The sequence below is a fragment of the Pseudomonas sp. GT1P32 genome (assembly GCF_054897805.1).
Genome location: NZ_CM142704.1, coordinates 309,324 through 325,925 on the forward strand (window position 1 = coordinate 309,324; position 16,602 = coordinate 325,925).

The following is a 16,602-nucleotide window of genomic DNA, read 5'->3' on the forward strand; positions in this document are numbered from 1 at the left end:
TGCATTGGGGCCCCGCCAGAGAAATTCATCGACGTAAGATTAATCCGCGCGAATGTCAGATATTTCCTAATTAGATTTGTTTCAGCTTTAGGCAGGATGGTTCGCCCTCCATCACCGAGCTGATCTCCATGAAGCGTCTTCCTCTACGTGTACTGGTGCTTGAAGATCATGATTTTCAGCGTTCAGTCGCGGTCAGCATGCTGCGCCAGCTTGGCTGTCAGGAAGTTTTCGAGGCTGTAGACGGCGTCCAGGCACTCGATGTTTTACACAAAGTGGGCAAGGTAGACATTGCCCTCTGTGACTTGTGTATGGACGGCATGGATGGGCTGGAGTTTCTTCAGCGAGTCGGACGCTCGGGGCTCGTAGGCTCTGTGATCATCAGCAGCTCGCTGTCCGCCGACCTGCGTCGGGCGGTGCAGCAGATCGTATCGTTGTTGGGGCTGGAAATGCTCGGTGATGTCGGTAAGCCGCTGCAGGCGCCTGCTCTGGACGTCTTGCTGAAAAAGCACCTGCGTGGTTCGGATGTTGTGCCGCCAGTTCGCGCGCCTGTTGAATTGGCCAGTGAAGATGAGGTTCTTCGAGCGCTACGCGAGCAACAGTTGAAGGCCTGGTATCAGCCCAAGGTGAATCTGAGTACCGGGGAGGTGAGAGGCGTGGAAGTGCTGACGCGATGGCAGCATCCGGCTTCAGGCATTCTGTCCCCGGCGGTGTTCATGCCAGTGCTGGAGCGTTGCGGATTACTTGATGAGTTGTTATTCGCACAAATGGATACTTCGCTGCGCCTGCAACAACAAGCGCGCAGCGATGGTTTTGTATTAAACCTGGCGTTCAACCTGCACGTAACGCAACTGACCAATAGCGACCTCACATCGATCGTCAAACGCATTCTGCAGTTTCACAATGCGGCGGGTTCCAGCCTGACTTTTGAACTCACGGAAAGCGGGTTGCTGGAAAGTCCTGTCACTAGTCTGGAAACCCTGGTGCGATTACGAATGATGGGCTGCCAGTTGTCGATCGATGACTTTGGGGCGGGATTCTCGTCGTTGCAGCGGTTATGTCAGTTGCCGTTCAACGAGATCAAACTCGATGGCGAATTTATCCGCACTCTCAAACATGAGCCACGCTGCCGGGCAGCCATCTCCAGTACTTTGGCGCTAGGTAAAAGCCTGGGAATGTCGGTGGTGATCGAGGGCATTGAGAATAAAGAAGAACATGACCTGTTACTGGAGTTGGGTTGCACTTCTGGGCAAGGCTATTTCTACGCCCGACCGATGAGCGGTGAGGATCTGTTGCGCTGGTTGTCGGCGCGCGCAGGGTCTGGAAAGAAAGCCGAAATGAAGTAGGTTTATGGAGGTCGGAGCAAATCAAGCAAGGCATGCGGTTGGCATCGCCTGGTCAATGGGCAGTATCGGTATTTGAGCCTTATGAGAACATTGCTTTTAGTATCTGCATTTTTTAGCGGTAATTTACTTGCTGCAACAACAACAACTTGTACATTCAACGACGTCACAATTCCTACACCTGCTCTTACGCTGGCGGCTAGGGACGCCACTTTGCCGACAGTAATTTCAAACTCTTGGCATGAGGTTGGAGGAGGCTTAGGGTCATGTAAAAACGTTCCATCAACATCCGATTTTTTCTCGTACGCAAATAATGTTGTTAGTAGGACGGCACAAACGTTAGTCTTTGAAGGAGTCTCATATACAATTCACAGCTCAGGTGTCAAGGGTGTTGGAATAATTATGGCCGCTGCCGATGGGAATAGACCTTATGAGCCTTTCTTACTATCAGCTGAAATTAGAATGTGGGCTTCTAGTACTGGGGTCGTTGCTGCTTCTGCGTTAAGTAAATATCGAGTTCGCTTTGTTGCCACAGAGCTCCTGCAGCCGGGAACAATAAACATTCCATCAATCAGAGTTATGCGGCACGGCATATATATGAAAGTGGATGATGAATATTATGGTTTTGGGTTTGTAACGACTCAGGGAACGACTCTTAATGTGAAATACCCTGTCTGTAAGCTCAGCGTGCCAGGGGTAATAAAACTGCCGACAGTCGATATCGGATCTTTGGGAGGTGCACAAACGACGGCTGGAGAAACCCCCTTTTCTATCGATTTGGATTGCGGGGCAGGCGCATCAAACGTAAACGTGAAATATACACTCTCCGATATCTCATCCCCCACGAATACCTCATCGACGCTTGGATTGGCGAACGTACCGGACTCCGCGTCGGGTTTTGCCCTTCAAGTTCTGGAAAACGGTTTACCCGTAAGTTTCGGTCCTGATTCATCAGCGATAGGCACTACTAATCAACGAGACTTTGGCAAGCTCACAAGTGCCGGCGGTCATCTAGGAAAATCATTTACCGTTCGCTATCTCAGAACTACCGTCCCCGTTGTCGCAGGCAAAGTAAACGCGGGAATGACCATCACAATGTCTTATCAATAAACGCTCGGTCCCCGATTTCACGACCGGCCCGTTGTGGTGGCAGTGAGGTTGGCGTACAGCTAGACACAGGCAAGGCTTGAATGCCTGAGCACGGTCTTGAACAGGTGGGCTATGTAACCGCGTCCGCCATCTGGCGTGTTCTGGTCAAAGCCAGGCTCGACCGGTTTGTTTTCTGTGGGCATGGAGGAGCCTTGGCTGGTGTTCGACTACAGTGAGTTGGTCATCGAAATGGAGATCGGACATGCAATGCTTAATTTGCCAAGCTGCTTCTAAAATTGTTCACACGACAGGATGCTGGTCCGAGGTCAAATGCTCGGCCGGATGTGGACACTTCAGGGTCTCAGCAAACCTTGTTGCGAAGATGAAGTTCAAGAACGAATTCTTTGACGTTGAACGAACAAGGCAATGGCTTGGGATGGCTCGGAACGAGGGGCCAGTGCCGTTGATATCGACCTACGATTACAACGTTTCCTTATTGCACCGCGCCACTAAAGAGCGATCTGGCAGCTCGGCGAGTCGTTCCAGGACATCGATCGCTTCGGAATAGATTGACTTTTTACATCGATCCGCCGCTGCGTGGGCATGGGGCGTCCTATGCCGGGTCATGCTCGGGCGGTGGAGGATGGGTGAATGGATGGATATTTCCCGATAGCTTGAAGGGTTCGGCGTAATCGAGACTCAACTCGGGAGATAAGATATTGATTAAGGACAGGGTTATCTGGGGCGGCTGCGTCGGTCTTTTTTTGACTGGCAGCCTGTTCGCTTATGCTTTCGCTGGTGGCTCTTCCGATGGTTTCAAGATTGTAGATTTGTTCGCAATCATCTCTGCGGTTGCAACGGCTATCGCAGCGTTCGCTGCATGAAGAGCGCAAACACGGTGCGATCCTAGAACTGCTCATTTCGGTTAAAACTCCGGCGCCGAAACGCTTCCGGGAGTGCGCCGTGTTGACCTGGGCAATTTCGCAAGTGGCGGGTGCCGAGGGCAAGCGTTCTGCGGCGGTGCTGCCAGCGGCATGGTACGACATCACCAATTGGGACGACGACGGCAAGCCGGAATCAACCCGTTACCGGTGGCGCTCGAGCATCCGCAAGGCACTGGATGACCAGGTGAACGAAGCGCTCACCGCCGCCCAGGAACGGCTCGATATAGAGGGGCTCATCGAAAGTTGCGTGGCATAGCAAAAAGCCTTTGCATTGAAGTGAGAAAGTGAGAGTAAATAGCGCCATCCTGTCGTTTCTACGTGTGTAGGAGTGGCAAAAAAAGCCCGGCCATAGTGTCGGGTTTTTTTTGAGTTTTCGAGTACATAAGGACATGGTCATGCGGGTTGTCACTTTCGTAACTTTTTTTGCTGTAGCACTTGCCGGTTGCTCTGGAATCCCTTCAGTTCCATATGAAGAGCCTGCTCAATCAGAGGGGGTGGCGCGTCTTCGTGTGATCACTAACTCCAGTGTGTATGGAGATAGCATCACTGGCAGTTGTGCCCCTGCTACCCGTCATAAGATGGCTGATGCCGGACGTTTCGGAGGGGACGGGACGGCGAACATCAACTATCCGCAGTACCCCCTGAAGTCGGCGAGCGTTGGCATGCCGAAAAGATTTGCGCCCACTCTTACTGAATACGTCCCAGCAATTCGGATGGGTGAAGGCGTATATAAAGAGGTCGTAACCGAGTATCGCGTCAGGACTGATCTGCCGTTCCAAATTGCAACTCTTGGCGCGACCATTGGTGGCTATGGCAGCACATACTCGTCCTGCGGTGGCCAAGCGCTCGTTTACAAGCTGGAGTCTGGGAAAGACTACGAAGTTTTGGTAGGGGTATTTAGCAGACCAAGCAGCGATGGCGGGCAAGCGCTTACTTGCATGCTCGGAGTTATCGAACTTATGCCCTTAGCTGGAACTTCATTCGTAATTCCCCAAAAGCTGACACCTTCTGCGCCTCCGCAGATGGCCTGCAAAAACTAACAAGCACAGCCCGACATCGAGCGGGTTTTGCGTATAGCAGAAACGAGAAAGCCCCGACATTGATCGGGGCTTTTTTGTACCTCCGAGGAAAGCCGCTACCCAGTGGATGTTTTCCCGGACGTATCAAGTCCAATCATTTCGGCTCCATCACACCTATCGCTATGGCTGGACGCCACTCAATGGCAAAGTGGTGCGCGTTAAGACCGCGACAGCGACCGCGATTACCTTGGAAGCAATCGACACCACCAGCACCCAGATCTTCCCGGCTGGCTCTGGCGCGGGCACGTTGACGAAGGTACTGACCTGGGCGCAAATCCCGCAGATTACAGATGTGGCCTTCTCCGGCGGCGAGCAGAACTACGCTGACATCGTCTTCCTTGAAGACCAGCAAGGCCGCCAACTACCTGGAGCTTGCGCAGGCACGTATCGCCGCTGACCTGGTGATTGACGGAAAGGTGCCAGACCCTACCGGCGGTGCCACGCACTACTACGCCGCCGCGATGATGAAGGCGCCGACCTGGACGAAGGGGGCCAAACAGACGGTGACGATTGGTGGCCATGTCTTCTTCAGGGATGTGCCGTGATGACGCCGGCGCAGAAGCTGATAGCTCTGCTGGTGCTGATCGCGATGTTGATGGGTGGCAGCGCTGCGGGCACATGGAAGGTGTAGGACTGGCGCTATGGAAAGCAGCTAGCCGAGTAGGCCGGGTTGCACAAGGATGACCTGACCGCCATCAGCAATGCAGCCGCAGACCAGGTACGGGCCGATCAGGATAAGCGGCTTGCGCTCGAGCAGTGGCTGTCGGCCAGCGAACAATCCCACTACAAGGAGCTGAGCGATGCCCTGCGTGATCAAGGCCGCCGACGTGATCGTCTTGCCACTTCTGATCTGCGGCTGTCAGTCCTTCTCGACACCACGGATTCAGCCAGTGGCTGTTCAGTGTCAACCGGTGCCGAAGCCGGCGGCGTGATTCATGGAGGAGCGCGCGCCCGACTTGACCCAGCGCATGCTCAACGAATTATCGGAATCACCGATGCCGGCGACCAGGGACTGATCGCTTTGGCGGCGTGCCAAGCCTATGTGCGTGAAGTGTCTCGTTGAGACTGAAGGGCCGCTATCGACTGTGGATTCAACCGGTCGATGCAACAGATTGGCAACTTCTTTGCGGCCAACCATCGGTCGACTTTTCTGTGCGCCGCTTGAACCTCTGTGCAAAGAGGTCTAATTATTAGGCGTGGGAAAAAATCCCACACAATAAATGCCAAAAAATTTATACCGATTCCTGACTTGATTTGGCGTTTCTCGCGGTAATGACCAGGAGACGAAAAATGCAAATTCATAGGCTGTTCAAGAGGGCTCTATTGGCGATGGCCATTGGTGGCGTGCTGTCGGCGTCCATCGTTTTGGTTCCGGATTCGATTTCTCATAGTTCCAGTGCTTACGCCAAAGACGGTGGCGGCGGCGGTGGAGGCGGTGGCCACGGCGGAAATGGAGGTAGTGGCGGCGGAAACGGAGGAGGCGGCAGCGGCAGCGGCGGAAACGGCGGTGGAAGCGGAAGCGGAGGTGGAGGCGGCCATGGTGGAAGCGGCGGCGGTAGCGGTGGTCATGCTGGCAACGGCGGTGGTAACAGTGGTAGCAGCCATGGCGATACAGGCCACGACCACGCCGGGAATTCGAATTCAGGGCGCGGCAACAACCATGCTGAAGCCGGCGATGATCATGGCAATCACGTTGGTGGTGAGCCTGGTGATAATCATGGCAATCATGTTGGCGGTGAGCCCGGGGACGATCATGGCAATCATGTTGGCGGCGAGCCTGGAGACGACCGTGGCAATCACGTTGGTGGTGAGCCTGGTGATAATCGTGGCAACCATGTGGGTGGCGAACCGGGTGATAACCGCGGCGTTCACGTCGGCGGCGAAGCAGGGGATGACAACAGCAGGAGCTGACTCACTCTGATGGGGTCTCATACAAAACCTTCGGGGCGGGTTTTGTATGAGGCTTGGTCTAGCTCATTACAGCCCCAACCAACGCATATGCAGAGAGCGCTTACAGCTATCCCATATCCCTGGCAAAAAGTGGGTGCCAGCTCGTATGGGATTTTTTTCCACGTCGTTATACTGGGTTTATCTGTCAAGGAATGCGCTGAATGCAATCGCCCACCTTACCTCCTTCTCTGTTAAGAGCCCTGCGGCGGGTCATGCGTCCTTTGGTGCGCCTGATGCTTCGCAAAGGGGTCACCTATACGGTGTTCTCCGATTTGCTCAAAGAGGTGTTCGTTGATGTGGCTGATCGTGAGTTTCGCCTGGACGACAAAGTTCCGAGCGACAGCCGCATCAGCCTGCTCACGGGGGTTCATCGCAAGGATGTTCGGCGGCTGCGAAACGAGAGCGAGACGTCGATCGCGGCGCTGCCAGAAAACATTACTTTAGGAGCGCAGCTGGTCAACGCCTGGACCAACAGTCAGCCTTTCTCCACGGGTGTCGGCCAGGCGTTACCTCTGCCGCGACTGGCCAGTGTTGGCGGTGACTGCTCCTTTGACGCCCTGGTGGCGAAGGTCAGCACGGACATCCGCGCGCGGGTGGTGCTCGATGAATGGTTGCGCTTAGGCGTCGTTCGGCTCGATGAACAGGATTGTGTACACCTTGAAGCCCAGGCGTTCGTGCCGCAGAAAGGCTTCGACGAAAAAGCCGCGTACCTCGGCCACAACCTGCACGATCATGCCAGTGCAGCGGTGCATAACTTGAGCGGGGAAGGCCAGCCTTTCTTCGAACGCAGCGTGCACTACGATGCCCTGGCCTCGGTCAGCGTCAACACTTTGCGCGAGGCCGTGGCCAGGGACGGGATGCAAACTCTGCTCAGTTTCAGCCGGCTTGCCGCAGACCTCGAAAACGTTGATTTGCCTAGTATCGAGCAACGCCAGCGCATCACTATCGGACTTTATTTCTACACTGAGCCCACCGATCCCGATTCTCCGATGACGTCTGCCCCATGATTTCCCTCAAGCGCTGCTTCAGTGTCGTCACTCTTGTCCTGGGTTTTGGGCTGAACCTGGTGACTACCACATGGGTAGACGCAGCACCGGCCTGTGTCAGCCGCGATGAAGTGGGCATGTCGGGCGCATCGAGCTTGCAGTTTCCGGGCGGCATTGGTGATACCGGGGCAAAGACAGGCGGTGTGGGCGGTACAGGCGTCCACAGTGAAAGCGGTGGTGTTGGTGGCACCGGCGCGCCGCTCCAACAACGTCCCGGCGGCACAGGCGGTACGGGCGCGGTGGCTGCCGGTGTGGATGGCACCATCATTGATCGTGACAACGGTGGGGTGGGTGGCACGGGCGCACCGATCCTGCGTCCGGGAGGTACTGGCGGCACTGGTATCGTCGGCACCATCACCGGGTTCGCTTCGATCTGCGTCAATGGTATGGAAGTGCACTTCGGCAAAGACGTACCAGTGAGCGAAAACGGCGTCGCCGCCAGCAGCGCTCACCTGGCGATTGGACAGGTTGTCGCGGTGGAAGCATTCGCCACCAAGCGAGGCCTGCAAGCCGGGCGCATCTCGATCCTGAACGTCTATGAAGGGCCGCTGACGGCACTACCAAATGCTTCGGCGCCACTGCGGGTCATGGGGCAACCCGTGCGCCTTGCCGTGGGGGCACGGGTCGCTGAAGGGCTACGCCCGGGCGAACCGGTCAGAGTCAGCGGTCTACGCGACGCTAGTGGTGAAGTAGTGGCTAGTCGCATCGAACGGGCGCCGGGCCTCAGAGAATCCAGTGCCATCGGCTCGATAGATCGTACCGGCAGCCTCCAGGGGCTGAAACTGGGGAGTCGCGTGGCTCCGGCGCAGGAAGTGCTGGTGCGTGGCCAGTGGTCCGGTCGCCAGTTGGAGGTCGCTCAAAGCCGTCCTGACCCGAGCCTGCCTTTTGCCGGCCGTGTGCATGAGGCAGTGATCGAAGGCCTGGTGCAGAGCCGACAGGACCAACATCTGGTGGTCGCAGGCTTCAATGTGACACTGGGGCACGACACAGTGTTTGTCGGCGAGCAGCCCGCCACATTGGCAGTGGATCAACGCGTTCGGGTGAGCGGGGTGTTTATTGGTAAACGTGAAGTACGGGCAACCCGTGTCGAGTTCCATAGCGAACGCGCCGATACCTCGGGCAGGGGCCATGGGGGACGTGACAACCGAACGGGCGCCGACACGGAACAGAGTGCGGATGGCTCAGGCAACTCCAACAACAGCAGCGGTCACGGTGGGCGCGATGTAAGTCCGCGCAGTGATGACAGTAACGACCGTAGCGGTGGGAGCCACGCGGTCGACAACAGCGGCAAATCCGAGACCGTGGACAAGTCTGGAAAATCAGAGCATGTCGAGAAAGTGGAACAACCCGAGAAGGAGGACAACAGCGGACGGCCCGAAAAGGTAGAGAAGGTCGAGAAGGTTGAAAAAGTCGAAAAAGTCGAAAAAGTCGAAAAAGTCGAGAAGGTAGGGCGCCCCGAAAAGGTAGAAAAAGTTGAGAAAGTGGAGCGGCCAGAAAAGGTAGAAAAAGTCGAACTACCTGAAAAGGTCGAAAAAGTAGAGAAAGTGGATCGATCTGGCCGTTCGGCATAAGCGCTGCGGCAATTCTACAAGCGGTGAATAAGCAACTAGGCTGGGTAAGTTCGATCACACTTCTCAACGAGACTTTGAGGTGACGATGAGACCCATGCTGCCTCTTTTTGCCAGCCTGCTGGCAAGCTTTACCGTGCAGGCCTCGACCGATACCTTCAGCACCGCCATCGGCATGGACTATTCAAGCGGTGACTATGGCACCGGCACCACTTCGGAAATCTGGTATGTCCCCGTTGTGGGAAAGTATGAAACGGGCCCTATGACCTACAAGGTGACCGTGCCCTGGTTGCGCATCACTAACCCCGAAGTCGGCCCGGAAGGCGACCCGTTGCCCGGTGGTTGCAGGGACGTGGAAAGTGGCCTGGGCGATACTGTCGCCAGCGCAGGTTATGCCTTGCTCGATGGCAGTGAGGGGGGCGTGTTGCTGGATCTGATCGGCAAGGTTAAGTTCCCCACGGCAGATGAAGATCAGTGCCTGGGCACCGGCGAAACCGACTATACCGCTCAAATCGACATCGCCAAGGCCTTCGGCCCGGTGACCGGTTTCGCGACCCTGGGCTGGAAAAAGTTCGGCGACCCACCCGACAGCGATTTCGACGATCCGGTATTTGCCAGCCTCGGCTTCGCCATCCCCGTGGCTGCGCGCACTACGGCGGGTGCCTCCTACGACTGGAGGCAGAAAGTCGTCTCCACCGGTTCGCAAATTCAGGAATTCACCCTGTTCGTCACACATAAGCTCAGCCACGAGTGGAAGATTCAACTGTACGCGGTCAAAGGCTTTTCTGACGCTAGCCCGGATGCAGAGGGCGGGCTGGTGCTTTATCACATGTTCTAATGGCGATGCGTTGCCCCTGACTTACCAAACGCATCAGACTGACCGCTTCTGGCCCAGAGTGTGTAAAAACGCTTTCGCGAACCCTTGCTATGATTTCTGAGGATTTCATCGCAGGGATCGCCTATGAAGCGCTTTATCCAAGGTGAAAAGGCTCTGTCGGGTTGCTCGGGATGCTTAAGCAACTATAGAGGTCGTATGAAGATACCGCTCCGCTTTCAATTTTTCGAGGGCCGGGGCGCACCCGCTTCGCAACAGATGGGCGGAAACCAGTCACTTGCGAACGGTCGCTTTTCGCCGTTTTCTGCCGATCCCGATGACCGCTATGGGTCGTTCTCTGCCGGTCGCCGACCTTGATCCCTCTAGGCAGTCTGTGCGCATGGGCTACACTCAAAGGTGCGCCGATTTAATCCTACTTGCGGGGGCGCTTGAGAAATTCTCGCTAAAGCGGAGTAGCTACCATGCCTACTCTTACGATTGATTCACACACCCGTCTGCTTATCGCCAAAGCCATCATCTCTACCACAGGTGAAGCCGAAGCTATTCGTATCGTCCCGCTGCCGGACGGCGGTCAACTATTGCTGATGTTCAACTGCGGGCATATCGCCGTCGACCTCGTATCGGATCAGGACGATCTGTTCGACAACCACCACCTCGTGTTCGACGTATCTGCACAGGTCATTGCCGACATGGAAAGCCATCGCGGCGAATAGGTTGGGTTGTTCCGACCTCCTTGCTCAATGCGAACGCGACCCGACGCGCTGCTTCGAATTCGGTCAGGTTGTTCGTATTGAATTGCTGGTTTATTTGAATGTCGGGATCGTCTTTCGGCATGGGTGGGAAAATTCCTAGGATGGATAGTCAACTGGACGACTTCAGCATTCAAGTTGAGGCCCTGTCGAGGCACGCGATGAATGTCCCTTAAGCTTTTAGCCGCTCAATAACTGCTTCTCGCCTTTTCGCGAATGACCGTTTCTTGGCCGATTGCCGTCTGTGGCAAAGGGCAGCTACCGACCCGAAGCGGGCTTTTGCTTTTGCCTATCCGGGGTTTTATATAACCTCGCGAAATTCGTTTCGTACACCTCGTTGCAATATCCAGGATCCCAATATGCAGACCGACCAGAACAGGCTACTCGCCCTCGCATTGCTAGAGATCAGGATGTTACTTGCTGATTATCTGGGTAGCGTTGTAGATGCCCCAACGAGCGTCCGTGTCGCGGCGCATATTACCTATGCACTTCATAATGAGGCGGAGGCTGTGTACACCAACGCTGACTTTCAGCTCGATCACGCAACCCAGAAAATCGCCGCGATCGATCAGATTCTAGGTATTACGGATGGCGCCGCGTTGTTGAGCAGATTTGATATCGAAACCCAAGTCATTCGAGATAATGCTTAGCCTGGATGACTGCTTTTGGCTGATTTCTGTCTGTCGCTACCCTCAGTTATGCGGCTTGGGCTGGCGACCAATTAACATTGAGAGCGGTATGGAGTGTGATGTTAAATCCAGTCCGGGATACGACTACCTCCCCCTAATGTTTGAGGCTTCAATCGACACGAACCTGTTGGCTGATCCGCGGCAACCGAATGCGGTTTAATGCCCAGGCGGGTGAGCCAAGTGGAAGTACCCACTTACATCGACTTGACCGATACCACTTCCACATACCTGAATTTTTTTCTGGCCGTCTTAGTAGCTTCTTGTTCTGCAACTAGGGAGCTCAGCGTATCGGCCTCATGTACCATCTCGTGCATCTCGCCTTCAAATTCATTTCCCACACGGAGCGTGACTCTCAACCTAGGTGTGAAGCCTTTTGAGACTGTTTTTTTCTTCGCTGCCTTCTCCGGTTGCACGATCACAACATCCGGGACTGTGTCCTGCACTTCTGAGTGAATTGCCGGCGCAGAGGAATCAGGATCGCCGAATAGCGCCCGGCGCATCTCATCTTCCATCAATTCTGTATTCATACCATTTCTCAGAAGGGTGTTATCTATAGCCTGATCGATTCTATCAGGATGGCCAGACTCTGTTGTAAAGCGTCCCGATGACTTCGTGCAAATGCAGAAGGCCATTGTGAAATTGCGGAACAATCTCATCCGTACGACGAAAGACCGGGAGTAAGCGTTAATGATTCTGGTATTGAGTAAAAACGCTCACCTCAATAACTATCACCCGATGGCGCAAGCCAGCGCTGAGCAACCGCCAGTGAATCCAGGGCAAAGCGCTTCTCCCAAAGCCTAGTGGCAAGAGCAAGCAATTCGTTGGGTGGACGAGGGGCGCTCAAGGCCTTCTCGACCTCTTCGCGCAGGCCGGGCGCTGTGTCTTCATTGGCCACCTGAATTTCTCCCGATACTTCGACACCTTCAATTTTTGCTTTCCACAGGTAAGTCCTTCCGGACTCGAATGCATTGGGCGCAACCGTGAGAATCCCTTGCTGTAACGTCGCCCCATGAGCGGCAAGGCGTTGTGCATTCTTCGTCACAAAACTCAAGTCAGACACCGTCGAGCCCCCGAGTGGACGAAGGTCATATTGAGCCATCGAGCTGCGCTTGAGGATTTTTCCACTGAGATACTGCTGAAATGCGACAGCGGTCGCTTTGGCTCCCCGACTCACTCCTTGGGATTCAGTTGCCGTGCCAGAAAGAATTTCGGCCAGTATTCCGAGGCCCCAGAACGATGATTCACCGCCTTGGGCCGTTAACGACTCGAGCGTCACGGTTTGTCCTGCCTTATAACGGTTCGAGCTGCGCGTGTGCTCAGCTGTCATCGTTATCAATGTCACTTCTCCTTCCGCAACTTTCAGTTCCAGGCAATTAGCGAACGGCACACCGAACGGCCCTTCGGGAATGACCACCTCTTTCCCGTCTGAAGTCAAAACGCGCGCGTCGCCGTCCTGTTGGAGCACACACGACATCGCTGCCGCAGATGACGGTATGCAGATCATCAACACACTGAGGCCAATCAGCCCTCGACGAAAGAAGCTAGTGTCCATGAAGTGCACCGAAGGAAATGTAGGCGAGAGTTATCGTGATCAACAGCGCAGACACCAGTGATCCTGCGTTTTTTACCCACCAGACCTTGTCTGGAAAACGCGCAGTGCTGTGGTAATGAACCGCGCTGACGGTCCGTGATGCAACGAGCCCGTCAATCAGCATACCGATGACCAAAGGCACCGGGTTAAGCCACGACCCGCGCCAAAGGACACTGGATGACGCATAAATCAGGACGACGGCGGCCCCGATCATCAACAGGAAGATCACCCCGACGTAGAAGAGCCAACGTCCCCAGGCCACCAGCGCTGCACCCACTGCCCGGTGGTGGAGGCGATCCCGGTAGCTGTGATCAGCATGGGCGGCGCGCGAGAATAACCAGCTGAATCCGAAGCCGAGCGCGACGCCGAGTGTAATCTCGATCAGAAACACATAGAGATGGGACAGCGCAGTGACCTTCGAAGAATAGATAGCGGCATGCACGTAAATGCCATCCATCGGTCCGGCGCCGGTGAGGTGGACATCGCGACTGTCATAGGTACCGCCAATGAACACGACGTTTTTTGTCAGTTCCTTGGCCAGGTCCACAGTCACGGTCTCCAGCGGTCTGTGGACAAGGCGGTTCGGAGCGACTCTTTCGAAATCGATCGGGCTCGTGGCGCAATGCTCGCGTATGTCTTTGAAGTGTTCGCGAAGCAAATCCAGATCCTGACCGCCCTTGTGAAACTCGCAAATGGCATCGGGATGCATGGGGGCTTCGCACGAGGTCGGCAGGAGGGACGTGCCTTGGGGGTATTCACGAGTAGCGGCCCAGAGGGCAACGTTGCCGATTGAGGGGTAGTGTTTCGAGTACCTGAGGATGACGCCCCCTTCGCCACTCAGGTAAGGAAACCCGAAGTACAGTGGCCGGCCACGCCGGTCCGCCATACATCGCTCCTTCATCCACTCGGATTGACGTTGCGTGAGGGCGGGGGTGCCCAGGAACGCAGGAACGACGAGAACCACGGGCGGACCGGCCGGGGAGTCGAGCAGGGCATCGAGGTCACGAGTGTCCTGTTCTGGCGTGGCGGGGGAGATGTCGAGATCGATGACCACCAGTTTCGCGGTGGATTTGTCCCCGAGGACCGGACTCAATTCACGCTTGAGTGCCTCGCGCCCCAGCGGCGAAGTGTTGTGATAAGTGGTCTCATAGTTCTGGCGAGTGACTTCGAATATTACTGGCGGCGGAACATCATCTGTCTTTTGAGGAGCCGTGGTAGCGCCAGGTTTTTGCTGCGAAATCAGGCGTTGGGTCGCATGTAAGGTCGCGCTGTCAAGCGCACCGGTAAGCCCGAACGTGCTGGCCCAGTAGACAAAACAGGTGATCAGCGTCGCGATGACCAGGTGATGCCATACATGGTGGATGCATCCATGGCGACGTCGCGCTGCGGCGGGGCTCAATTGCGGGCCTCCAAATCTTTCAACAGATTGCGGGCATCTGCCTCGGAGAACCAGCTACGGATCATCGCAACTTCGATGGCTGAAAGCGGTAGCAACAGGTTTCCATGACGTTGGTACATGCTGATGGCGTCTTGAAGTTCCTTGTCAGTTACCGAGCCATCGTGAATCGGCTCCAAATCACTCACGTTGAAATGCAACGTAGGTTTTGCAAAGCCTGCGTACATCAGTGCCATGCCTCTCTCCTTCGGCGGACGACTGCGGACGAACTCCAGACGGTCCTGGATGTCGAGCAATTCCCAGTATTTGCCGTCCGAACCCAATTGATATTGGTACTCCATCGAGTTCATTTGCATGCCCACTAGGTATTGCAAGGGCGTCTGTTGCTCGGGACAGTACTTATCGAGTATGGGGGCGAAGACATCACCTGATCCGGCCGATTTCATTATGGGTTGCGTGATTTGCTGTCGCTGCTCGGCGGTCGGTTTGCCGTCGACCCGCCAGGTTATCGAGAAGAAATTTTGCGGATCAGGTGCATGAGCGCCAAGCGCGGCAGAAACACCCACCAGTTCTTGCGGAGACATCCGGTCCGGAAACAGCTGCAGAAGTTCGTCGAAAGCCGGCCCTCGCGCCGAATCCGGGAATGCTTTCAAAACGCTCATCGCCTCTTCGTAACTCAGCGCCACCTCATTTTGTTGAAGCAGTTCGTGCAGTGCGAGGCGCATGGTTTGCGGATCATTACCGAGTTCCCCCAGCAGCCGCTGCGCGTTGAGCGCGGTTGGGGCTGTCGCCGGTCTGTTCACGCTCTGCGCTTCAGCGACAGCGCATGCGCCCTGCGAGCGGGCTCGGGACATACTTTCTTCCAGAATATCGAGCGTTGGCGAGGAGGGTGCCGAGATGCGCCGCTTTTCATCATAGTCACGCAGCAGCTCGACAAGGTCCCGCCGGTCGATGAGGTAGCTGTATTCGAGCAGTTGTGAGGGTTCTATCGTTCTTGGCAGTGCCGGGTCGAGCAGTTGCAGTACCTTGGGGCGTGCGGCGATCCAGAACGACCGGAGCAGCTCCCGAATATCCGCGGGTTGTAAGGTGAATGAGCGATTTTCAAGCAGCCTGGCCAGTGTGCGCATGCGTTGCTCACGAGGTGCCTGGCGAATGCTTGAGATCATCAGTTCGATCGCCGAACCCGCCTCTGTGTTGCTCGGTGAGCTTGCCGTCGAACCCGACCGAACGGTGATAGGGGATTGAGTGCGATTGACGGACGTGTCCAAGAAGAAAAAATCCTGGTCCCCACGCAAGGAGCTCTCCTCGCGCGGGCTCTGTGCGCCATGGGTTGCAAGCTCGACATCCGATCGGGTTCGTTTGAAAACCTGTTCGATCATGATGCCCGGCGTCGTGATGTGCTCGAGCAGTGCTCCGGTGTACGTGCCGTGTTTGGGCAATGCGGCCGTGTCTTCGAGTGCCCGCTGCCCTGGCGCTGTGGCATAGGCCACGAAGGTGCCACTGGGCACGGACATGCGCGCAAGTCCGCTGCTACCTTTCGCCGACAAGGTAATGCCTACCGACTGTGAGCTGCTAAGCGCCCGCAGTCGACAGGCATCGAGAATGACTATCGTTGTGTGTGAATGGAGATTGCTGGCCAACCGTTTGAGTACATCGGATTCGACGTCGATGCCGTTCTGGATGATGTTTCCGGGCGCACTCGGGCTGATGTCTGTCGGCAGCAGGTAGTTGCGGTATTCCGTATTGTTCTGGACCTGGACGCCATGACCTGCGAAGTAAAAAAGCACTGCGTCGGCATTTGATGCATGTGCCACGAACTCATCCAGGGCCATGCGCATGTCGACTGTATTCAAGTCCTTCGCGAGTGTGACGGCGAACCCTGCACTCTGTAGCGCTTGCGCCATCGCTTGCGCGTCGGCAGTTGCAAAGGCCAGGGATGATTCACTGTAAGTGCCGTTGCCGATGACCAATGCGAGTCTATCCTGAGCATGACTGACGGCACCGCATATCAGCAGTAGACACATTGCCCCGTACCTCATGAAGTACAAGGGTATAACGAACCAGGGCAAGCACATCAATGCACCTCCCAGCGATGAAGGTATTCATCGTGATTGCGGTGTGTTGCTGTCGAAGCGTAGTCGAGCTCTACCCGATAGGACAGTTCGCCAGGTCGGTCGTTTTGAAGGCGTAGGGTCGACGTTTTTTGGATGCCGCTTCTCCACCCGGCAGCTTCAGTTCCATTTTGATGAGTTGACCGTTGCTTCAGATCTGCCGGACGGTCAGTGCAGCTTGTGGGCTGTGAGCTAATTTACCTGTGTGCAGTTAT

14 protein-coding genes and 4 pseudogenes are annotated in these 16,602 nt (G+C 55.6%); 14 read left to right on the forward strand and 4 right to left on the reverse strand.

Features of this window, described 5'->3' with window-relative positions:
* The first annotated feature begins 128 nt into the window (after positions 1-128).
* From ACYZUC_RS01460 to ACYZUC_RS01520, 13 genes and pseudogenes are all read left to right on the forward strand, one after another.
* Positions 129-1,343 (forward strand): EAL domain-containing response regulator, encoded by a 1,215-nt coding sequence (locus ACYZUC_RS01460; protein WP_461992958.1) that lies wholly within the window; start codon positions 129-131, stop codon positions 1,341-1,343.
* Positions 1,344-1,424: 81 nt separating this feature from the next.
* Positions 1,425-2,450, forward strand: coding sequence for a fimbrial protein (locus ACYZUC_RS01465; protein ID WP_461992960.1), 1,026 nt, complete (start codon positions 1,425-1,427; stop codon positions 2,448-2,450).
* 942 nt (positions 2,451-3,392) lie between these two features.
* The gene (locus ACYZUC_RS01470) at positions 3,393-3,629 is read left to right on the forward strand and encodes a hypothetical protein (RefSeq protein WP_461992962.1); all 237 of its coding nucleotides are present in this window, start codon (positions 3,393-3,395) and stop codon (positions 3,627-3,629) included.
* Positions 3,630-3,768: 139 nt separating this feature from the next.
* The gene (locus ACYZUC_RS01475; RefSeq protein ID WP_461992964.1) at positions 3,769-4,413 is read left to right on the forward strand and encodes a hypothetical protein; all 645 of its coding nucleotides are present in this window, start codon (positions 3,769-3,771) and stop codon (positions 4,411-4,413) included.
* A 163-nt stretch (positions 4,414-4,576) separates the two neighbouring features.
* Positions 4,577-4,819, forward strand: a pseudogene (locus ACYZUC_RS01480) (phage tail tube protein); the annotation flags it as partial.
* Positions 4,818-4,997: pseudogene (locus ACYZUC_RS01485) on the forward strand (cell wall hydrolase); the annotation flags it as partial. The pseudogenes ACYZUC_RS01480 and ACYZUC_RS01485, both read left to right, overlap by 2 nt.
* Positions 4,997-5,515 (forward strand): annotated as a pseudogene (locus tag ACYZUC_RS01490) (lysis protein). The pseudogenes ACYZUC_RS01485 and ACYZUC_RS01490, both read left to right, overlap by 1 nt.
* A 227-nt stretch (positions 5,516-5,742) precedes the next feature.
* Positions 5,743-6,363: a hypothetical protein gene (locus ACYZUC_RS01495; protein WP_461992965.1), complete on the forward strand. Its 621-nt coding sequence runs from the start codon at positions 5,743-5,745 to the stop codon at positions 6,361-6,363.
* A 200-nt stretch (positions 6,364-6,563) separates the two neighbouring features.
* Positions 6,564-7,409, forward strand: coding sequence for a DUF6502 family protein (locus ACYZUC_RS01500; protein WP_461992966.1), 846 nt, complete (start codon positions 6,564-6,566; stop codon positions 7,407-7,409).
* Positions 7,406-9,019, forward strand: a complete 1,614-nt coding sequence (locus ACYZUC_RS01505; protein ID WP_461992968.1) for a DUF5666 domain-containing protein — start codon at positions 7,406-7,408, stop codon at positions 9,017-9,019. The genes ACYZUC_RS01500 and ACYZUC_RS01505 overlap by 4 nt, the downstream gene beginning before the upstream one ends.
* Before the next feature lie 85 nt (positions 9,020-9,104).
* Positions 9,105-9,854 carry a hypothetical protein gene (locus tag ACYZUC_RS01510; protein ID WP_461996797.1) on the forward strand — a complete coding sequence of 250 codons (750 nt, stop codon included), beginning with the start codon at positions 9,105-9,107 and terminating at the stop codon, positions 9,852-9,854.
* A gap of 458 nt (positions 9,855-10,312) precedes the next feature.
* On the forward strand, positions 10,313-10,564 hold the full coding sequence (locus ACYZUC_RS01515; RefSeq protein WP_461992970.1) for a hypothetical protein: 252 nt from the start codon (positions 10,313-10,315) through the stop codon (positions 10,562-10,564).
* A 395-nt stretch (positions 10,565-10,959) separates the two neighbouring features.
* Positions 10,960-11,250, forward strand: coding sequence for a hypothetical protein (locus ACYZUC_RS01520; RefSeq protein WP_461992972.1), 291 nt, complete (start codon positions 10,960-10,962; stop codon positions 11,248-11,250).
* A gap of 233 nt (positions 11,251-11,483) precedes the next feature.
* Here ACYZUC_RS01520 and ACYZUC_RS01525 read toward each other — a convergent pair whose 3' ends face one another.
* The gene (locus tag ACYZUC_RS01525) at positions 11,484-11,816 is read right to left on the reverse strand and encodes a hypothetical protein (RefSeq protein ID WP_461992974.1); all 333 of its coding nucleotides are present in this window, start codon (positions 11,814-11,816) and stop codon (positions 11,484-11,486) included.
* Between the two features lie 73 nt (positions 11,817-11,889).
* On the opposite strand from ACYZUC_RS01525, the pseudogene ACYZUC_RS01530 reads away from it, so the two are divergent.
* Positions 11,890-11,970 (forward strand): annotated as a pseudogene (locus ACYZUC_RS01530) (MarR family transcriptional regulator); the annotation flags it as partial.
* A gap of 37 nt (positions 11,971-12,007) precedes the next feature.
* On the opposite strand, the gene ACYZUC_RS01535 reads toward ACYZUC_RS01530, so the two are convergent.
* The 3 genes from ACYZUC_RS01535 to ACYZUC_RS01545 are packed head-to-tail and all read right to left on the reverse strand — an operon-like array spanning position 12,008 to position 16,246.
* Entirely contained in the window at positions 12,008-12,841 is an 834-nt protein-coding gene (locus ACYZUC_RS01535; protein WP_461992976.1) for a hypothetical protein, read from the reverse strand.
* Positions 12,831-14,279: a hypothetical protein gene (locus ACYZUC_RS01540; protein WP_461992978.1), complete on the reverse strand. Its 1,449-nt coding sequence runs from the start codon at positions 14,277-14,279 to the stop codon at positions 12,831-12,833. Before ACYZUC_RS01540 ends, ACYZUC_RS01535 begins: the two co-directional genes overlap by 11 nt.
* The gene (locus ACYZUC_RS01545) at positions 14,276-16,246 is read right to left on the reverse strand and encodes a caspase family protein (protein ID WP_461992979.1); all 1,971 of its coding nucleotides are present in this window, start codon (positions 16,244-16,246) and stop codon (positions 14,276-14,278) included. Before ACYZUC_RS01545 ends, ACYZUC_RS01540 begins: the two co-directional genes overlap by 4 nt.
* Between the last annotated feature and the right edge of the window lie 356 nt (positions 16,247-16,602).

What these genes read in the sequence shown, in the direction of transcription:
- ACYZUC_RS01460 (WP_461992958.1), top strand. Translation starts at nt 129, where the DNA reads ATGAAGCGTCTTCCTCTACGTGTACTGGTGCTTGAAGATCATGATTTT.
- ACYZUC_RS01465 (WP_461992960.1), top strand. Translation starts at nt 1,425, where the DNA reads ATGAGAACATTGCTTTTAGTATCTGCATTTTTTAGCGGTAATTTACTT.
- ACYZUC_RS01475 (WP_461992964.1), top strand. Translation starts at nt 3,769, where the DNA reads ATGCGGGTTGTCACTTTCGTAACTTTTTTTGCTGTAGCACTTGCCGGT.
- ACYZUC_RS01495 (WP_461992965.1), top strand. Translation starts at nt 5,743, where the DNA reads ATGCAAATTCATAGGCTGTTCAAGAGGGCTCTATTGGCGATGGCCATT.
- ACYZUC_RS01500 (WP_461992966.1), top strand. Translation starts at nt 6,564, where the DNA reads ATGCAATCGCCCACCTTACCTCCTTCTCTGTTAAGAGCCCTGCGGCGG.
- ACYZUC_RS01505 (WP_461992968.1), top strand. Translation starts at nt 7,406, where the DNA reads ATGATTTCCCTCAAGCGCTGCTTCAGTGTCGTCACTCTTGTCCTGGGT.
- ACYZUC_RS01510 (WP_461996797.1), top strand. Translation starts at nt 9,105, where the DNA reads ATGAGACCCATGCTGCCTCTTTTTGCCAGCCTGCTGGCAAGCTTTACC.
- ACYZUC_RS01515 (WP_461992970.1), top strand. Translation starts at nt 10,313, where the DNA reads ATGCCTACTCTTACGATTGATTCACACACCCGTCTGCTTATCGCCAAA.
- ACYZUC_RS01520 (WP_461992972.1), top strand. Translation starts at nt 10,960, where the DNA reads ATGCAGACCGACCAGAACAGGCTACTCGCCCTCGCATTGCTAGAGATC.
- ACYZUC_RS01525 (WP_461992974.1), bottom strand. Translation starts at nt 11,816, where the DNA reads ATGAATACAGAATTGATGGAAGATGAGATGCGCCGGGCGCTATTCGGC.
- ACYZUC_RS01535 (WP_461992976.1), bottom strand. Translation starts at nt 12,841, where the DNA reads ATGGACACTAGCTTCTTTCGTCGAGGGCTGATTGGCCTCAGTGTGTTG.